General features: G+C 62.1%; 12 protein-coding genes. 6 read left to right on the top strand and 6 right to left on the bottom strand.

The annotated features are described in order from the left end of the window. Positions 1-28: 28 nt before the first annotated feature. The 5 genes from bioD to bioB all read right to left on the bottom strand — a co-directional run bounded on the left by bioD (position 29) and on the right by bioB (position 4,537). Entirely contained in the window at positions 29-709 is a 681-nt protein-coding gene (bioD, locus tag HU730_RS24110; RefSeq protein ID WP_034128848.1) for a dethiobiotin synthase, read from the bottom strand. Continuing rightward, on the bottom strand, positions 706-1,518 hold the full coding sequence (gene bioC / locus HU730_RS24105) for a malonyl-ACP O-methyltransferase BioC (RefSeq protein ID WP_096144778.1): 813 nt from the start codon (positions 1,516-1,518) through the stop codon (positions 706-708). The genes bioD and bioC overlap by 4 nt, the downstream gene beginning before the upstream one ends. Then, positions 1,511-2,242: an alpha/beta fold hydrolase gene (locus tag HU730_RS24100; protein WP_186527622.1), complete on the bottom strand. Its 732-nt coding sequence runs from the start codon at positions 2,240-2,242 to the stop codon at positions 1,511-1,513. The genes bioC and HU730_RS24100 overlap by 8 nt, the downstream gene beginning before the upstream one ends. Beyond that, positions 2,235-3,416 (bottom strand): 8-amino-7-oxononanoate synthase, encoded by a 1,182-nt coding sequence (gene bioF, locus HU730_RS24095; RefSeq protein WP_060763990.1) that lies wholly within the window; start codon positions 3,414-3,416, stop codon positions 2,235-2,237. The genes HU730_RS24100 and bioF overlap by 8 nt, the downstream gene beginning before the upstream one ends. 65 nt (positions 3,417-3,481) lie before the next feature. Then, a complete protein-coding gene (gene bioB, locus HU730_RS24090) occupies positions 3,482-4,537 on the bottom strand; it encodes a biotin synthase BioB (RefSeq protein ID WP_014720209.1) in 1,056 nt (351 codons plus the stop codon). 92 nt (positions 4,538-4,629) lie between these two features. Here bioB and HU730_RS24085 point away from each other — a divergent pair, with 92 nt between their 5' ends. The 5 genes from HU730_RS24085 to rarD all read left to right on the top strand — a co-directional run bounded on the left by HU730_RS24085 (position 4,630) and on the right by rarD (position 10,372). Further along, positions 4,630-5,367 carry a ComF family protein gene (locus HU730_RS24085; RefSeq protein WP_186527621.1) on the top strand — a complete coding sequence of 246 codons (738 nt, stop codon included), beginning with the start codon at positions 4,630-4,632 and terminating at the stop codon, positions 5,365-5,367. A 58-nt stretch (positions 5,368-5,425) separates the two neighbouring features. Further along, positions 5,426-6,190, top strand: coding sequence for a TOBE domain-containing protein (locus tag HU730_RS24080; RefSeq protein ID WP_186527620.1), 765 nt, complete (start codon positions 5,426-5,428; stop codon positions 6,188-6,190). A 79-nt stretch (positions 6,191-6,269) separates the two neighbouring features. Further along, complete coding sequence (locus HU730_RS24075) at positions 6,270-8,168, top strand: PhoX family phosphatase (protein WP_186527619.1); 1,899 nt, start codon at positions 6,270-6,272, stop codon at positions 8,166-8,168. A gap of 161 nt (positions 8,169-8,329) precedes the next feature. Next, a complete protein-coding gene (locus HU730_RS24070; protein WP_034128855.1) occupies positions 8,330-9,304 on the top strand; it encodes a serine/threonine protein kinase in 975 nt (324 codons plus the stop codon). A 183-nt stretch (positions 9,305-9,487) separates the two neighbouring features. Further along, entirely contained in the window at positions 9,488-10,372 is an 885-nt protein-coding gene (gene rarD / locus HU730_RS24065) for an EamA family transporter RarD (protein ID WP_034128856.1), read from the top strand. 222 nt (positions 10,373-10,594) lie between these two features. Here rarD and HU730_RS24060 read toward each other — a convergent pair whose 3' ends face one another. Then, positions 10,595-11,107, bottom strand: coding sequence for an ACT domain-containing protein (locus HU730_RS24060; protein ID WP_186527618.1), 513 nt, complete (start codon positions 11,105-11,107; stop codon positions 10,595-10,597). Between the two features lie 320 nt (positions 11,108-11,427). On the opposite strand from HU730_RS24060, the gene HU730_RS24055 reads away from it, so the two are divergent. Continuing rightward, entirely contained in the window at positions 11,428-13,605 is a 2,178-nt protein-coding gene (locus HU730_RS24055; protein ID WP_186527617.1) for a malate synthase G, read from the top strand. Positions 13,606-13,642 lie beyond the last annotated feature (37 nt).

Here is a 13,642-nt window from a genome sequence, read left to right as displayed (position 1 = left end):
TGGCATATTGCCTTAGCGATAGCCAAAATCAGTCAAGCAGGTCCAGTTCCAAGTACTCGGCCACCGCGCCAGCCCCGGCGTGCTTGAGTTTCGGCACTCGCCCCAGGCAAGGCGCGGGCAGGCGCTCAGCCAGGGTGGCGAGGTTTTCTTCCAGACGAGAGGTCTTGGGGTCGATGATATTTGCCACCCAGCCCGCCAACGGCAAGCCATCCCGTGCGATGGCTTCGGCGGTGAGCAACGCGTGGCTGATGCACCCAAGACGCACGCCTACCACCAGGATCACCGGCAGTTTGAGCGCCATGGCCAGGTCCGACAGGTTGGCCTGGTCGGCCAAGGGCACGCGCCAGCCGCCTGCCCCTTCGATCAAGGTGAAGTCCGCGCCCCGTGCCAGGATCTGCTGCATCGGCTTGAGCAGCGATTGCACCGTGAGCCCGACGCCCGCCTCGCGCGCTGCCAGATGCGGCGCGATAGCTGGCTCGAAGGCCACCGGGTTGACCTCGGCATAACTGAGCGGTACGGAACACTCGGCCAGCAACGCCAATGCATCGGCATTGCGCAGGCCCTGGGCCGTCAGTTGGCAGCCCGACGCCACCGGCTTTCCGGCGGCCGTGCTTTTGCCGGAGAGCCTGGCGGCATGCAACAGGCCAGCGGCGATGGTGGTTTTGCCAACATCGGTGTCTGTACCGGTGATGAAGTAAGCGGCGCTCATAACGGTTTCTCCAGTACGGCATACACCACTTGGTACGTGGCGGGCAGGCCCTGGGCCTGGCGGAACTGCTCGTAGGCCTCTACCAGCGCGACAATCCGCGCACGGCCCGTCAACCCGCCCGGGCGGCCTGGGTTGAGGTTGTGGGCGCCCAATGCCTTGAGTTCATGGGTCAGGCTGCGCACATCGGGGTAATGCAATACGTGGGGCTGTCGCTCCAGGCTGATCACGCGCAAGCCACTGGCCGCACACCGTTGCTGATAAACCTCGAAGGTGCGGAAGCGATTGACGTGGACCAGGCCGTCCGCCGCCCGCCAACTCTCGCGCAACTCATCCAGGGTGCCTACGCACAGGCTGGCAAAGGCCAGCACGCCACCTGGTCGCAGCACACGCCGGGCTTCGCTGAGCACCGCATCAAAATGGGCACACCACTGTACCGCGAGGCTGGAGAAGAGCAGCTCAACGCTGTCAGCTGTAAGCGGCAAGCGTTCTGCATCACCGGCTATAAAGTGCGCGGCGCCACCCAGCGGACGCGCGTGGTTGAGCATGCCCTCGGCAATGTCCAGCGCCACACCTTGGCTACCGGGCAAACGCTCGCCCAGTACGCGACTGAAGTAGCCCGTGCCGCAGCCCATGTCCAGCCAACGCTGTGGCGCCAGGCCGTGCGGCAAACGGCTGAGCAGTTCATGCCCGACCGCACGCTGCAACTCGGCCACACTGTCGTAACTGGCGGCCGCACGGGAGAACGAGGCCGCAACCTGGCGCTTGTCCGGCAAGCCCCCTGGCAAGGGCGGGTGGGATAGGTCAGTCATCAACACACTCATGCAAAAAAGCCTGGATGGCCCCGGCAACTCCGTGAGGGTCTTCCAGAAGAAACGCGTGACCGGCCTGTTCAATCAGGCCGATTTCTACATCGGGGAGCAAGGTCAGCAGGTCACTGGCGGCTTCAGCAGGCACCAGCCCATCCAGGCCGGCAAACAGGTGCAACTGCGGCCCACGAAAGGCCTGCAAGGCCGCCCGTGTATCCAGTTGGGCCAATAGCTCCAGGCCGGGCATCAAGACGCTGGGAGAGGTATTCGGCGCACCGCTGACCAACAACCGCGACAAGCCGCGCGGGTCTTCGGCACCCTTGGCACACAACAGCCCAAAGCGCTTGAGCGTGACCTGGGAATCGGCATGGCAGCCGGCCAGAAATGCGTCGAAGGTTTCCGCAGGCATCCCATGGGGCCAGCCGTCATGGGCGACGAAACACGGGTTGCTCGCCAGGGTCAGCAAGCCACAGCACCGCTCGCCACGGCGCGCCGCCAACTCGGACGCGAGCATGCCGCCCAGCGACCAGCCCCCGAGCCAGGCATTGTCCGGCAGCGTCGCATCGAGCTCATCGAGCCATTCACCGAGTTCGCTGGCCTGCAGCGCCGGCAAGGGTTCGATCTGTACCTGTAAATGCTCGTTCAGGCCGTGCAGCGCAGCGGCCAACGGTTCCAGCGGTGACACACCCAGGCCCCAGCCCGGTAGCAGGATCAGTCGATTACGCATAGCCGGGCTCCGAGGCGTCTAACAAGCGAAAACACGCTTGCAACCCGTCTAACAATAGCTGCACCTGCGCTTCGCTGTGGGCCGCCGTCAATGTCACCCGTAGACGGGCACTGCCGGCGGGCACGGTCGGTGGGCGAATGGCAGTCACCATCAAGCCACGCTCGCGCAGCATCTGCGAGAGGCGCAGTGCCCGGGCGCTGTCGCCAATCAGGATCGGTTGGATCGGCGTAAAGCTGTCCATCAACCCCAGGCCGATCTGCTCGGCGCCATGACGGAACTGACGGATCAACGCGTTGAGGTGCTCGCGTCGCCAATGTTCGCTGCGCAGCAGTTCCAGGCTTTTGAGGGTGGCGCAGGCCAGTGCCGGTGGTTGGCTGGTGGTGTAGATATACGGGCGTGCGAATTGGATCAGGCTCTCGATCAAGTCCTCACTGCCGGCCACGAAGGCCCCGGCGGTGCCGAACGCTTTGCCCAAGGTGCCAACCAGCACGGGCACGTCGTCCTGGCTCAAGCCGAAATGCTCGACGATACCGCCGCCATTGGCGCCCAGCGGGCCGAAGCCATGGGCGTCATCCACCATCAGCCAGGCCCCTTTGGCCCGGGTTTCACGGGCCAGCGCGGGCAGGTCGGCGAGGTCGCCATCCATGCTGAACACACCGTCGGTGACCACCAAGGTATTGCCGGTGGCTTTCTCCAGGCGCTTGGCCAGGCTGCCTGCGTCGTTATGCAGGTAGCGGTTGAAACGCGCACCGGACAGCAAACCAGCATCCAGCAAGGACGCGTGGTTAAGCCGGTCTTCCAATACCGTATCGCCCTGCCCCACCAGCGCCGTGACCGCGCCGAGGTTGGCCATGTAGCCGGTGGTGAACAGCAAGGCACGCGGGCGACCGGTCAAGTCAGCCAGAGCTTCTTCCAGCTCATGGTGCGGTGTGGCGTGGCCCACCACCAAGTGCGAAGCTCCACCGCCCACGCCCCAACGGGACGCACCGGCGCGCCAGGCTTCGATCACTTGCGGGTGATTGGCAAGGCCGAGGTAATCGTTATTGCAGAAGGCCAACAACCGTTGCCCGTCCACCACCACATGCGGGCCTTGGGGGCTCTGCAGCAAGGGGCGCTGGCGGTAAAGATGGTCGGCACGGCGAACAGCGAGGCGCGCGGCGAGATCGAAAGACATGCTGGCCTCGATTTAACAGGTTCAACTCAATCCACTGGAGGAGCTGGAATGCATTCCAAAGGTGGTTACACCACAGCGTTGTAGAACTGCTCGCTGCTCTTTTGCTCCACCAACGCCTGCTCGATCGCCGCCTGATGCACTTCATCGGCATGCTCTTCACGGGCTTCGGGCAGGATGCCCAAGCGTGCGAACAGTTGCATATCCTTGTCCGCCTGGGGGTTGGCGGTGGTCAGCAGTTTGTCGCCGTAGAAGATCGAGTTGGCGCCGGCAAAAAAGGCCAGGGCCTGCATCTGCTCATTCATGGCTTCGCGGCCAGCCGACAGGCGCACGTGGGACTGCGGCATCAGGATGCGCGCCACCGCCAGCATGCGGATGAAATCGAAGGGGTCGATGTCATCGGCGTTTTCCAACGGCGTGCCCGCCACTTTCACCAGCATGTTGATCGGCACCGACTCCGGATGCTCCGGCAGGTTGGCCAACTGGATCAGCAAGTTGGCGCGGTCGTCGAGAGACTCGCCCATGCCAAGGATGCCGCCCGAACAGATCTTCATCCCCGAGTCACGCACGTACGCCAGGGTTTGCAGGCGCTCGCTGTAGGTGCGGGTGGTGATGATCGAGCCGTAGAACTCCGGCGAGGTGTCGAGGTTGTGGTTGTAGTAGTCCAGGCCGGCCTGGGCCAGGGCTTCGGTCTGGTCCTGGTCAAGGCGACCGAGAGTCATGCAGGTTTCCAGGCCCATGGCCTTCACGCCTTTGACCATTTCCAGCACATAGGGCATGTCTTTGGCCGACGGATGTTTCCATGCCGCGCCCATGCAGAAACGCGTCGAACCGATGGCCTTGGCACGTGCGGCCTCTTCGAGGACCTTCTGCACCTCCATCAGCTTCTCTTTTTCCAGGCCAGTGTTGTAGTGGCCCGACTGCGGACAATATTTGCAATCTTCCGGGCAGGCGCCGGTCTTGATCGACAGCAGCGTCGACACTTGCACGCGGTTGGCGTCGAAATGCGCGCGGTGCACGGTCTGCGCCTGGAACAACAAGTCGTTGAAGGGCTGCACGAACAGGGCTTTGACTTCGGCCAAAGACCAATCGTGACGCAGGGTGGCAGAGGTGCTGGCGCTCATGGGCGATTCCTTGATTATGCTTTGGCAAACGCTGCGGGAAAGGCAATACCCACAGGCACGACACGGATGCTCGGCATATTTAAGGAAGATTCATGCACTGTCAACCTGAGCACAAACACCAAGTTTACATCTGGTTAAAAAGCATACAGCCTTGTTTGATCTGCGATGAGTGCATCGAATCAGACGAGCCCCTGTGCAGCGCCTGCGAAACAGAATTGCCATGGCTGATGGAACAGTGCGAACGCTGCGCACTGCCCTTACCCATGGACGGACTGCTCTGCGGCCAGTGCCAAAAACAGCCACCGGCCTTTCACCAGGTGGTCGCGCCATGGACCTACAGTTTTCCCGTGGACACCCTGATCAGCCGCTTCAAGCATCAGGCGCGTTGGCCGCTGGGGCACTTGCTGGCGCGTCTGCTGGGGCAGCACTTGCAGCATCGCTTCGATAACGCCGAACTGGAGCGCCCCGACTGCCTGCTACCGGTGCCCATGGCGCGCAAACGCCTGCGCGAACGCGGCTTTAATCAAGCGTTGATGCTGGCCCGCTGGCTCAATCACGCCCTCGACATTCCCTTTGATGAACACGCTCTCTTACGCCCCAATGAAACCGTGGCGCAGCAAGACCTCGATGCCAAGACCCGCAAACGCAACCTGCTCAACGCCTTCGCACTGGCCCCCGGCATCCAGGTTGCCGGGCAACATCTGGCGCTGGTAGACGACGTCCTCACCACCGGCGCCACAGCCCACCGCCTGGCGCGCTTGTTGATAAACGCCGGCGCGCGCCAGGTGGATGTGTATTGCCTGGCCCGTACGCCCAAACCCGGCAGCTGACTTGACTCCCCTGCGCCAGCGCGGCAACGTCGGCGCATCTCACCCAAGCGTATCTGCCATGTCTGTGCCCAGCCCTCTCAGCCAACACATCATCCGCCGCCCCCAGCGTATTGCCTTGCTGGGGCATATCGCCGAGCAGGGCTCCATCACCCGTGCGGCCAAGAGTGCCGGGTTGAGTTACAAGGCCGCCTGGGACGCCATTGATGAACTGAACAACCTGGCGCAAAAACCGCTGGTGCAACGCAGCGTCGGTGGCAAGGGCGGTGGCGGCGCCAAACTGACTCAGGAAGGGGAACGGGTGCTGCGCCTCTATCAGCGCCTGCAACTGCTTCAGGCCGAAATCCTTGGCTCGGACGAAGCGGCCAGCGACTTCAATCTGCTGGGCCGTTTGATGCTGCGCACCAGCGCGCGCAACCAATTGCACGGCCAGGTCAGCGCCATAGAGAGCCACGGCCACAACGACATGATCCGCCTGCAATTGGCCGGCGGCCTGCACCTCGACGCACAGATCACCCACGACAGCACCCTGCGCCTGGAACTGCAGACCGGTGTGGAAGTAGTGGCCCTGATCAAGGCCGGGTGGCTTGAATTACTGGCGGACGGGCAAACCGAAACACTTGGACACAATTGCCTGGAAGGCAGGATCGAGACCATTCTCGCCGCCGAAGACGGCCCCAGCGAGGTGCGTATTGCCCTGCCCAACGGCCAAGTGTTGTGCGCGCTGGCGCAGCCCGTCGCACTCAAGGCCATTGATGCAGCGCAGGGCCAGCCGATCCGCGTGCAGTTTGCACCCAGCCATGTATTGCTTGGCACCCCGGTGTAACGGGCGCGCGTCTTCAAGCTGCAACAATTCGGTCACAAGCGCTGCTTAAGGTGTCTGCAAAAACCTTAAGGAGCCTGTGATGAGCCTATTAGAAGAAAACCAAGCCACCGACCTTGAACAGATGGTGGGCCTGACCCGCCGTCGCTTTATCGGCGCAGGCGCCCTGTGCGGCGCTGCGATGTTCCTCGGCGGTAACCTGCTGAGCCGCAGCGCCCTGGCCGTGAATGCCGCTTCCGCCAGCCCGCTGCTGGGGTTCACCAGCATCGCCGCCGCCACCAGCGACACCATCACCCTGCCACCGGGCTACAGTGCTTCGGTGTTGATCAGTTGGGGCCAGCCCCTGCACAACAACGCCCCGGCTTTCGACCCGTCCGGCCATGGCACCGCCAAGGCTCAGGAACAACAGTTCGGCGACAACAACGACGGCATGAGCCTGTTTCCATTCCCCGGCGACGACAACCGCGCGCTGATGGCGATCAACAACGAATACACCAACTATCGCTACCTCTACGCCCACGGCGGCGCGCCACAATCTACCGAAGACGTGCGCAAAGCCCTGGCCAGCGAAGGCGTGTCGGTGATCGAAGTGCGCCGCAAGGGTGACACCTGGCAGTTCGTCCAGGATTCGCGCTACAACCGGCGCATCCACGGAAATTCACCGATTCGTTTGAGTGGCCCTGCCGCCGGCCATGACTGGCTGAAAACCGGCGCCGACAAGAGCGGCAAAAAAGTCCTCGGCACGTTCCAGAACTGCGCCAACGGCAAGACGCCGTGGGGCACCTACCTGACCTGCGAAGAAAACTTCACCGACTGCTTCGGCAGCAGCAACCCGCAGCAAACCTTCGACGCAGGGCAGAAGCGCTACGGCGTGGTGGCCGCCAGCAAGGACATCAACTGGCATCAGCACGACCCGCGCTTTGACATGGCCAAGAACCCCAACGAACTCAATCGCCATGGTTGGGTGGTGGAAATCGACCCGTTCGATCCGCAATCCACGCCAGTCAAACGCACGGCCCTGGGGCGCTTCAAACACGAAAACGCGGCCCTCGCCGAAACCCGTGACGGTCGCGCCGTGGTGTACATGGGCGACGATGAACGCGGTGAATTCATCTACAAGTTCATCAGCCGCGATCAGATCAACCACAACAACCCTAAGGCCAACAAAGACCTGCTCGACCACGGCACCTTGTACGTGGCGATCTTCGACGCGGGCGACGGCAACGCCGACCACCCCAAGGGCAAAGGCCAGTGGGTTGAACTCACCCATGGCAAAAACGGCATCGACGCCAGCAGCGGTTTCGCCAACCAGGCCGAGGTGCTGATTCATGCGCGCCTGGCCGCCAGCGTGGTGAAAGCCACACGCATGGACCGCCCGGAATGGATCGTGGTCAGCCCCACGGACGGCCAGGTCTATTGCACCCTGACCAACAACGCCAAGCGCGGCGAAGAGGGCCAGCCGGTAGGCGGCCCCAACCCACGGGAGAAGAACGTCTACGGCCAGATCCTGCGCTGGAAAGCCGACGCCGATAACCACGGTGCCACGGACTTCACCTGGGACCTGTTCGTGGTGGCCGGCAACCCCGGCGTGCATGCCGGCAACCCCAAGGGCGGCTCGTCCAACATCAACCCGCAAAACATGTTCAACAGCCCCGACGGCCTGGGCTTCGACAAAGCCGGGCGCCTGTGGATCCTGACCGATGGCGACTACAGCAACGCCGGCGACTTTGCGGGCATGGGCAATAACCAGATGCTGTGCGCCGACCCGAGCACTGGAGAAATCCGTCGCTTCATGGTGGGGCCGGTGGCGTGTGAAGTGACGGGGATCAGCTTTTCGCCGGACCAGAAAACATTGTTCGTGGGCATTCAGCACCCAGGGGAAACCGGTGGCTCGACCTGGCCGGAACACCTGCCCAATGGCAAACCGCGGTCGTCGGTGATGGCGATTCGGCGGGATGATGGCGGGATCGTAGGCGCCTGATAGACCGCTATCGCAGGCAAGCCAGCTCCCACATCTCGATGTGTAAATACATGCCAGTGTGGGAGCTGGCTTGCCTGCGAAGGCGTCCGCACAGCCACCGCCTATCTATGCTGTTACCATACCCGGCCGGACGCGGCGCCCTGCTGCGCGCAGGAGTTCGCATGGCCCACCCGTTTGAAACACTCACCCCAGACCTAGTGCTCGACGCCGTCGAAAGCATCGGTTTCCTCAGCGACGCGCGGGTTCTGGCGCTCAACAGCTACGAAAACCGCGTGTACCAAGTGGGCATCGAAGACGCCGAACCGCTGATCGCCAAGTTCTATCGCCCCCAGCGCTGGACAAACGAGGCGATCCTCGAAGAACACCGCTTCACCTTCGAACTGGCCGAGTGCGATGTACCGGTGGTCGCCCCATTGATCCACAACGGCGAGAGCCTGTTCGAACACGCAGGTTTCCGCTTCACCCTGTTTCCGCGCCGTGGCGGCCGCGCGCCGGAGCCGGGCAACCTCGATCAGCTTTACCGGCTCGGGCAACTGCTGGGGCGTTTGCACGCGGTGGGCTCCACCCGCCCGTTCGAACACCGCGAAGCCCTGGGGGTGAAGAATTTCGGTCACGACTCCCTCACCACCTTGCTTGAAGGCAACTTCATTCCCAAAAGCCTGTTGCCGGCCTACGAGTCCGTGGCCCGCGACCTGCTCAAGCGTGTGGAAGAGGTTTACAAGGCCACGCCGCACAAGAACATCCGCATGCACGGTGACTGCCACCCCGGCAACATGATGTGCCGCGACGAGATGTTCCATATCGTCGACCTGGATGACTGCCGCATGGGCCCGGCGGTGCAAGACCTGTGGATGATGCTGGCTGGCGACCGCCAGGAATGCCTCGGCCAGCTCTCGGAACTGATGGACGGCTATCAGGAATTCCACGACTTCGACCCGCGCGAACTGGCGCTGATCGAGCCGCTGCGCGCCCTGCGCCTGATGCACTACAGTGCCTGGCTCGCACGACGCTGGGACGACCCGGCGTTTCCCCATAGCTTTCCGTGGTTTGGCAGCGAGCGGTATTGGGGCGACCAGGTGCTGGCGTTGCGTGAGCAACTGTCGGCGCTCAATGAAGAACCGCTAAAACTCTTCTGAACGCGTTCCATCATAGCGCCCACGCTCTGCGTGGGCGCGCATCCTGTGACGCTCCGCGTCACGATTTAAGAACAAACGCAGAGCGTCCAAGGCGGCGTTACCACGCAGAGCGTGGGAACGAGCGTTGTCTGACAAATATCCTTACAATTGCGCTTTGTTAGCTGCCTGAGCAAGGATTCTGCAATGCAAGCCGCCAACCCCCGCAAGGGGTACATTCTGGGCCTGAGCGCCTATGTCATCTGGGGTCTGTTCCCGCTCTACTTCAAAGCCATCGCCAGCGTGCCCGCCGCCGAGATCATTGTGCACCGCGTATTGTGGTCGGCACTGTTCGGTGGGCTGTTGCTGATGGTGTGGAAACATCCCGGCTGGTTTCGCGAACTGCGCGACAACCCCAAGCGCCTGGCGATCCTGGCCCTCAGCGGTTCGTTGATCGCCGCTAACTGGCTGACCTATGTGTGGTCGGTGAACACCGGGCGCATGCTCGAAGCGAGCCTGGGTTACTACATCAATCCGCTGGTGAATGTGCTGCTGGGCATGCTGATCCTCGGCGAGCGACTGCGCCGTTTGCAATGGGTGGCGGTGGGGTTGGCAGCGGTAGGTGTGGCGCAGCAGGTGTGGCAAGTCGGTAGCCTGCCGTGGGTGTCGCTGGCGCTGGCGCTGACGTTCGGCTTCTACGGTTTGATCCGCAAGCAGGCGCCGGTCAAAGCGCTGCCAGGCCTGGTGGTGGAAACCTGGATGCTGGTACCCATTGCCGTCGCCTGGTTGCTGTTCAACCCGACCGCCCACAGCGCGCAACTGGCGTTCTGGAGCACCTCCGAAGCCTGGTGGCTGGTGGCCGCAGGCCCTGTGACGCTGATTCCCCTGGTGTGCTTCAACGCCGCTGCACGGCACTTGCCCTACACCGCCCTGGGCTTTTTGCAGTATGTGGCGCCGACGCTGGTGTTGCTCGAAGCCGTGCTGTTGTTCGGTGAACACCTGGCGCCGAGCACCCTGATCGCCTTCGCCTTCATCTGGGCCGGGTTGGTGGTGTACAGCCTGGATGCCTGGCTGACCGTGCGCAAACGCTGATCAAATAACGTACAAACCTCTGCAAGCCACGGCTTTCGTGGCTTGCAGCGTTCCACCCCAAGGTTATCCACAACCTGATCCCCGCCATTTGTGCACAAGCCCTTGAAACTGCTCGTTTTTTGCTCAACTTGCGCAGAAGGCCGGCGGGCGTGGCCTGGCGTCGGGTCTCTACAGGTTATCCACAGGCCCATGCAAGATTTCCCTGCATAACCTTGTGGATCGTTATTCCTCCTGACGCAACTCCACCATCAAGTCATCGGCCAAGGTTTCCAAAGCCTCTTGCAGGGTTTCCAGCGACAGCGTGGCCGGCACTTGCAACAACGCCTCGGCATTGAACAGCGGATCACCGCTCATGGGCGCCGGGCGCACATCGGTGCTCAGGCGTTCCAGGTTGACGCCCTGCTGGCTCAGCAGCGCGGTGATCTCACGCACGATGCCCGAGCGGTCATTGCCCACCAGGGTCATCAGGATCGGCTTGGACGCCGATGCCTGCCCGCTGCTGCCCTCACCCACCAACACGCGAATGCCATGGGAGGATAAATCCTCCAATGCCCCCACCAATGCCTGTCGCTGCTCGCTCGGCACGCTCACCCGCAGGATCCCGGCAAACTGCCCGGCCATGTGCGCCATGCGGCTTTCCAGCCAGTTACCACCATGACTGGCAATGTTCTGCGCGATGCGTTCAACCAGGCCGGGTTTGTCGGCGGCGATAATAGTGAGTACAAGATGGTCCATGGCGCAGTCCCTCGGTTGGTTGATCCTCGATTATAGACATGCCGCGTATATCCAGAAGGTACGCGTGATCGTTAACGTCCATCCCAGCCAAGCCAGCTCTCACAGACAAATCGTGTACCATTTTGATATTTATCTGGAACAATCCAATAGTTTTTTGAGAACATCCGGTTCTCCGCTGTGACCGTACGACCAAAGTGGGTCGCTAAACGACGTATTTAGTCTAATTTTCACAACCGCAAGTCATCATGTAGTATGCCCAACCGTGCACTACATAATGAAAATCTGAAAAAGCGCATAAGCTCCGCAGAGTGAGGCAAGCAATGACTGAACACGTTCAAGTCGGTGGCCTGCAGGTCGCCAAAGTCCTGTTCGACTTCGTGAACAACGAAGCCATTCCCGGTACCGGCATCACTGCCGACCAGTTCTGGGCCGGTGCCGACAAGGTCATCCATGACCTGGCCCCGAAGAACAAAGCCCTACTCGCCAAACGCGACGACTTCCAGGCGCGGATCGATACCTGGCACCAGACCCACGCCGGCCAGGCCCACGACCCGGTGGCCTACAAAGCCTTCCTGCAAGACATCGGCTACCTGTTGCCAGAAGCCGCAGACTTCCAGGCCTCGACCCAAAACGTCGATGACGAGATCGCACGCATGGCCGGCCCACAGCTGGTCGTGCCAGTGATGAACGCCCGCTTCGCCCTCAATGCCTCGAATGCGCGCTGGGGCTCGCTGTACGACGCGCTCTATGGCACCGACGCCATCAGCGAAGCCAACGGCGCCGAGAAGGGCAAGGGCTATAACAAAGTGCGTGGTGACAAGGTCATTGCCTTCGCCCGCGCCTTCCTCGACGAAGCCGCACCGCTCAGCGCCGGCAGCCATGTCGATTCCACCGCCTACAAAATCGTCGATGGCAAGCTGATCGTCAGCCTCAAAGGCGGCAGCAACAGCGGCCTGCGTGACGATGCCCAGTTGATCGGTTTCCAGGGCCCTGCGGCCGAGCCGATTGCGATCCTGCTCAAGCACAATGGCCTGCACTTCGAAATCCAGATCGACGCCAGCACCCCAGTCGGCCAGACCGACGCTGCCGGCGTCAAAGACGTACTGATGGAAGCTGCGCTGACCACCATCATGGACTGCGAAGACTCTGTCGCCGCCGTGGATGCCGATGACAAAGTGGTGATCTACCGCAACTGGCTCGGCCTGATGAAGGGCGACCTGGCCGAAGAAGTGGCCAAGGGCGGCCAGACCTTCACCCGCACCATGAACCCTGACCGCGTCTACACCGGCGTGGATGGCAGCGACGTCACCCTGCACGGCCGTTCGCTGTTGTTCGTGCGCAACGTTGGCCACTTGATGACCATCGACGCGATCCTCGATAAAGACGGCAACGAAGTACCCGAAGGCATCCTCGACGGCCTGATCACCAGCCTGGCGGCGATCCACAGCCTCAACGGCAACAACACCCGCAAGAACAGCCGCACCGGTTCCGTATACATCGTGAAACCGAAGATGCACGGCTCGGAAGAAGCCGCGTTCACCAACGAACTGTTCGGTCGCATCGAAGAGGTGCTGAACCTGGCGCGCAACACCCTCAAGGTCGGGATCATGGACGAGGAGCGCCGCACCACGGTCAACCTCAAGGCCTGCATCAAGGCGGCCAGCGAGCGTGTGGTGTTTATCAACACCGGTTTCCTCGACCGCACTGGCGATGAAATCCACACCTCCATGGAAGCCGGCGCGATGGTGCGCAAGGCGGCCATGAAGGCAGAAAAATGGATCGGCGCCTATGAGAACTGGAACGTCGATATCGGCCTGAGCACCGGCCTGCAAGGTCGTGCACAGATCGGTAAAGGCATGTGGGCCATGCCCGACCTGATGGCGGCGATGCTCGAGCAGAAAATCGCCCACCCGTTGGCCGGTGCCAACACCGCCTGGGTACCGTCGCCGACCGCCGCGGCCCTGCATGCGTTGCACTACCACAAGGTTGATGTGTTCGCCCGCCAGGCCGAGCTGGCCAAGCGCGAGCGCGCTTCGGTGGACGATATCCTCACCATTCCTCTGGCCAGCAACACCGATTGGTCCGAGGAAGAAATCCGCAACGAACTGGACAATAACGCCCAGGGCATCCTCGGCTATGTGGTGCGTTGGATCGACCAGGGTGTGGGCTGCTCCAAGGTGCCGGACATCAACGATGTCGGCCTGATGGAAGACCGCGCCACCCTGCGTATTTCCAGCCAGCACATCGCCAACTGGCTGCGCCACGGCATTGTCAACGAAGACCAGGTGATGGAAAGCCTCAAGCGCATGGCGCCCGTGGTAGACCGCCAGAATGCCGGGGATGCGTTGTACCGCCCACTGGCTCCGGACTTCGACAGCAACATCGCGTTCCAGGCAGCGGTGGAGTTGGTGATTGAAGGGACCAAGCAGCCTAATGGCTATACCGAGCCGGTGTTACACCGCAGGCGTCGGGAGTTCAAGGCCAAGAACGGCCTGTAATGGAAAAAGCCCTGATCGAAAGATCAGGGCTTTTTTA

This window comes from Pseudomonas sp. SWRI22, from assembly GCF_014268395.2.
Taxonomy (GTDB): domain Bacteria; phylum Pseudomonadota; class Gammaproteobacteria; order Pseudomonadales; family Pseudomonadaceae; genus Aquipseudomonas; species Aquipseudomonas paracarnis.
This window is presented reverse-complemented; position numbering and strand designations above follow the sequence as displayed.

Coding starts and splice junctions, on each gene's coding strand:
- HU730_RS24085 (WP_186527621.1), top strand. CDS start 4,630: ATGCACTGTCAACCTGAGCACAAACACCAAGTTTACATCTGGTTAAAA.
- HU730_RS24100 (WP_186527622.1), bottom strand. CDS start 2,242: ATGCGTAATCGACTGATCCTGCTACCGGGCTGGGGCCTGGGTGTGTCA.
- HU730_RS24055 (WP_186527617.1), top strand. CDS start 11,428: ATGACTGAACACGTTCAAGTCGGTGGCCTGCAGGTCGCCAAAGTCCTG.
- HU730_RS24070 (WP_034128855.1), top strand. CDS start 8,330: ATGGCCCACCCGTTTGAAACACTCACCCCAGACCTAGTGCTCGACGCC.
- rarD (WP_034128856.1), top strand. CDS start 9,488: ATGCAAGCCGCCAACCCCCGCAAGGGGTACATTCTGGGCCTGAGCGCC.
- HU730_RS24075 (WP_186527619.1), top strand. CDS start 6,270: ATGAGCCTATTAGAAGAAAACCAAGCCACCGACCTTGAACAGATGGTG.
- bioB (WP_014720209.1), bottom strand. CDS start 4,537: ATGAGCGCCAGCACCTCTGCCACCCTGCGTCACGATTGGTCTTTGGCC.
- HU730_RS24080 (WP_186527620.1), top strand. CDS start 5,426: ATGTCTGTGCCCAGCCCTCTCAGCCAACACATCATCCGCCGCCCCCAG.
- bioF (WP_060763990.1), bottom strand. CDS start 3,416: ATGTCTTTCGATCTCGCCGCGCGCCTCGCTGTTCGCCGTGCCGACCAT.
- HU730_RS24060 (WP_186527618.1), bottom strand. CDS start 11,107: ATGGACCATCTTGTACTCACTATTATCGCCGCCGACAAACCCGGCCTG.
- bioC (WP_096144778.1), bottom strand. CDS start 1,518: ATGACTGACCTATCCCACCCGCCCTTGCCAGGGGGCTTGCCGGACAAG.
- bioD (WP_034128848.1), bottom strand. CDS start 709: ATGAGCGCCGCTTACTTCATCACCGGTACAGACACCGATGTTGGCAAA.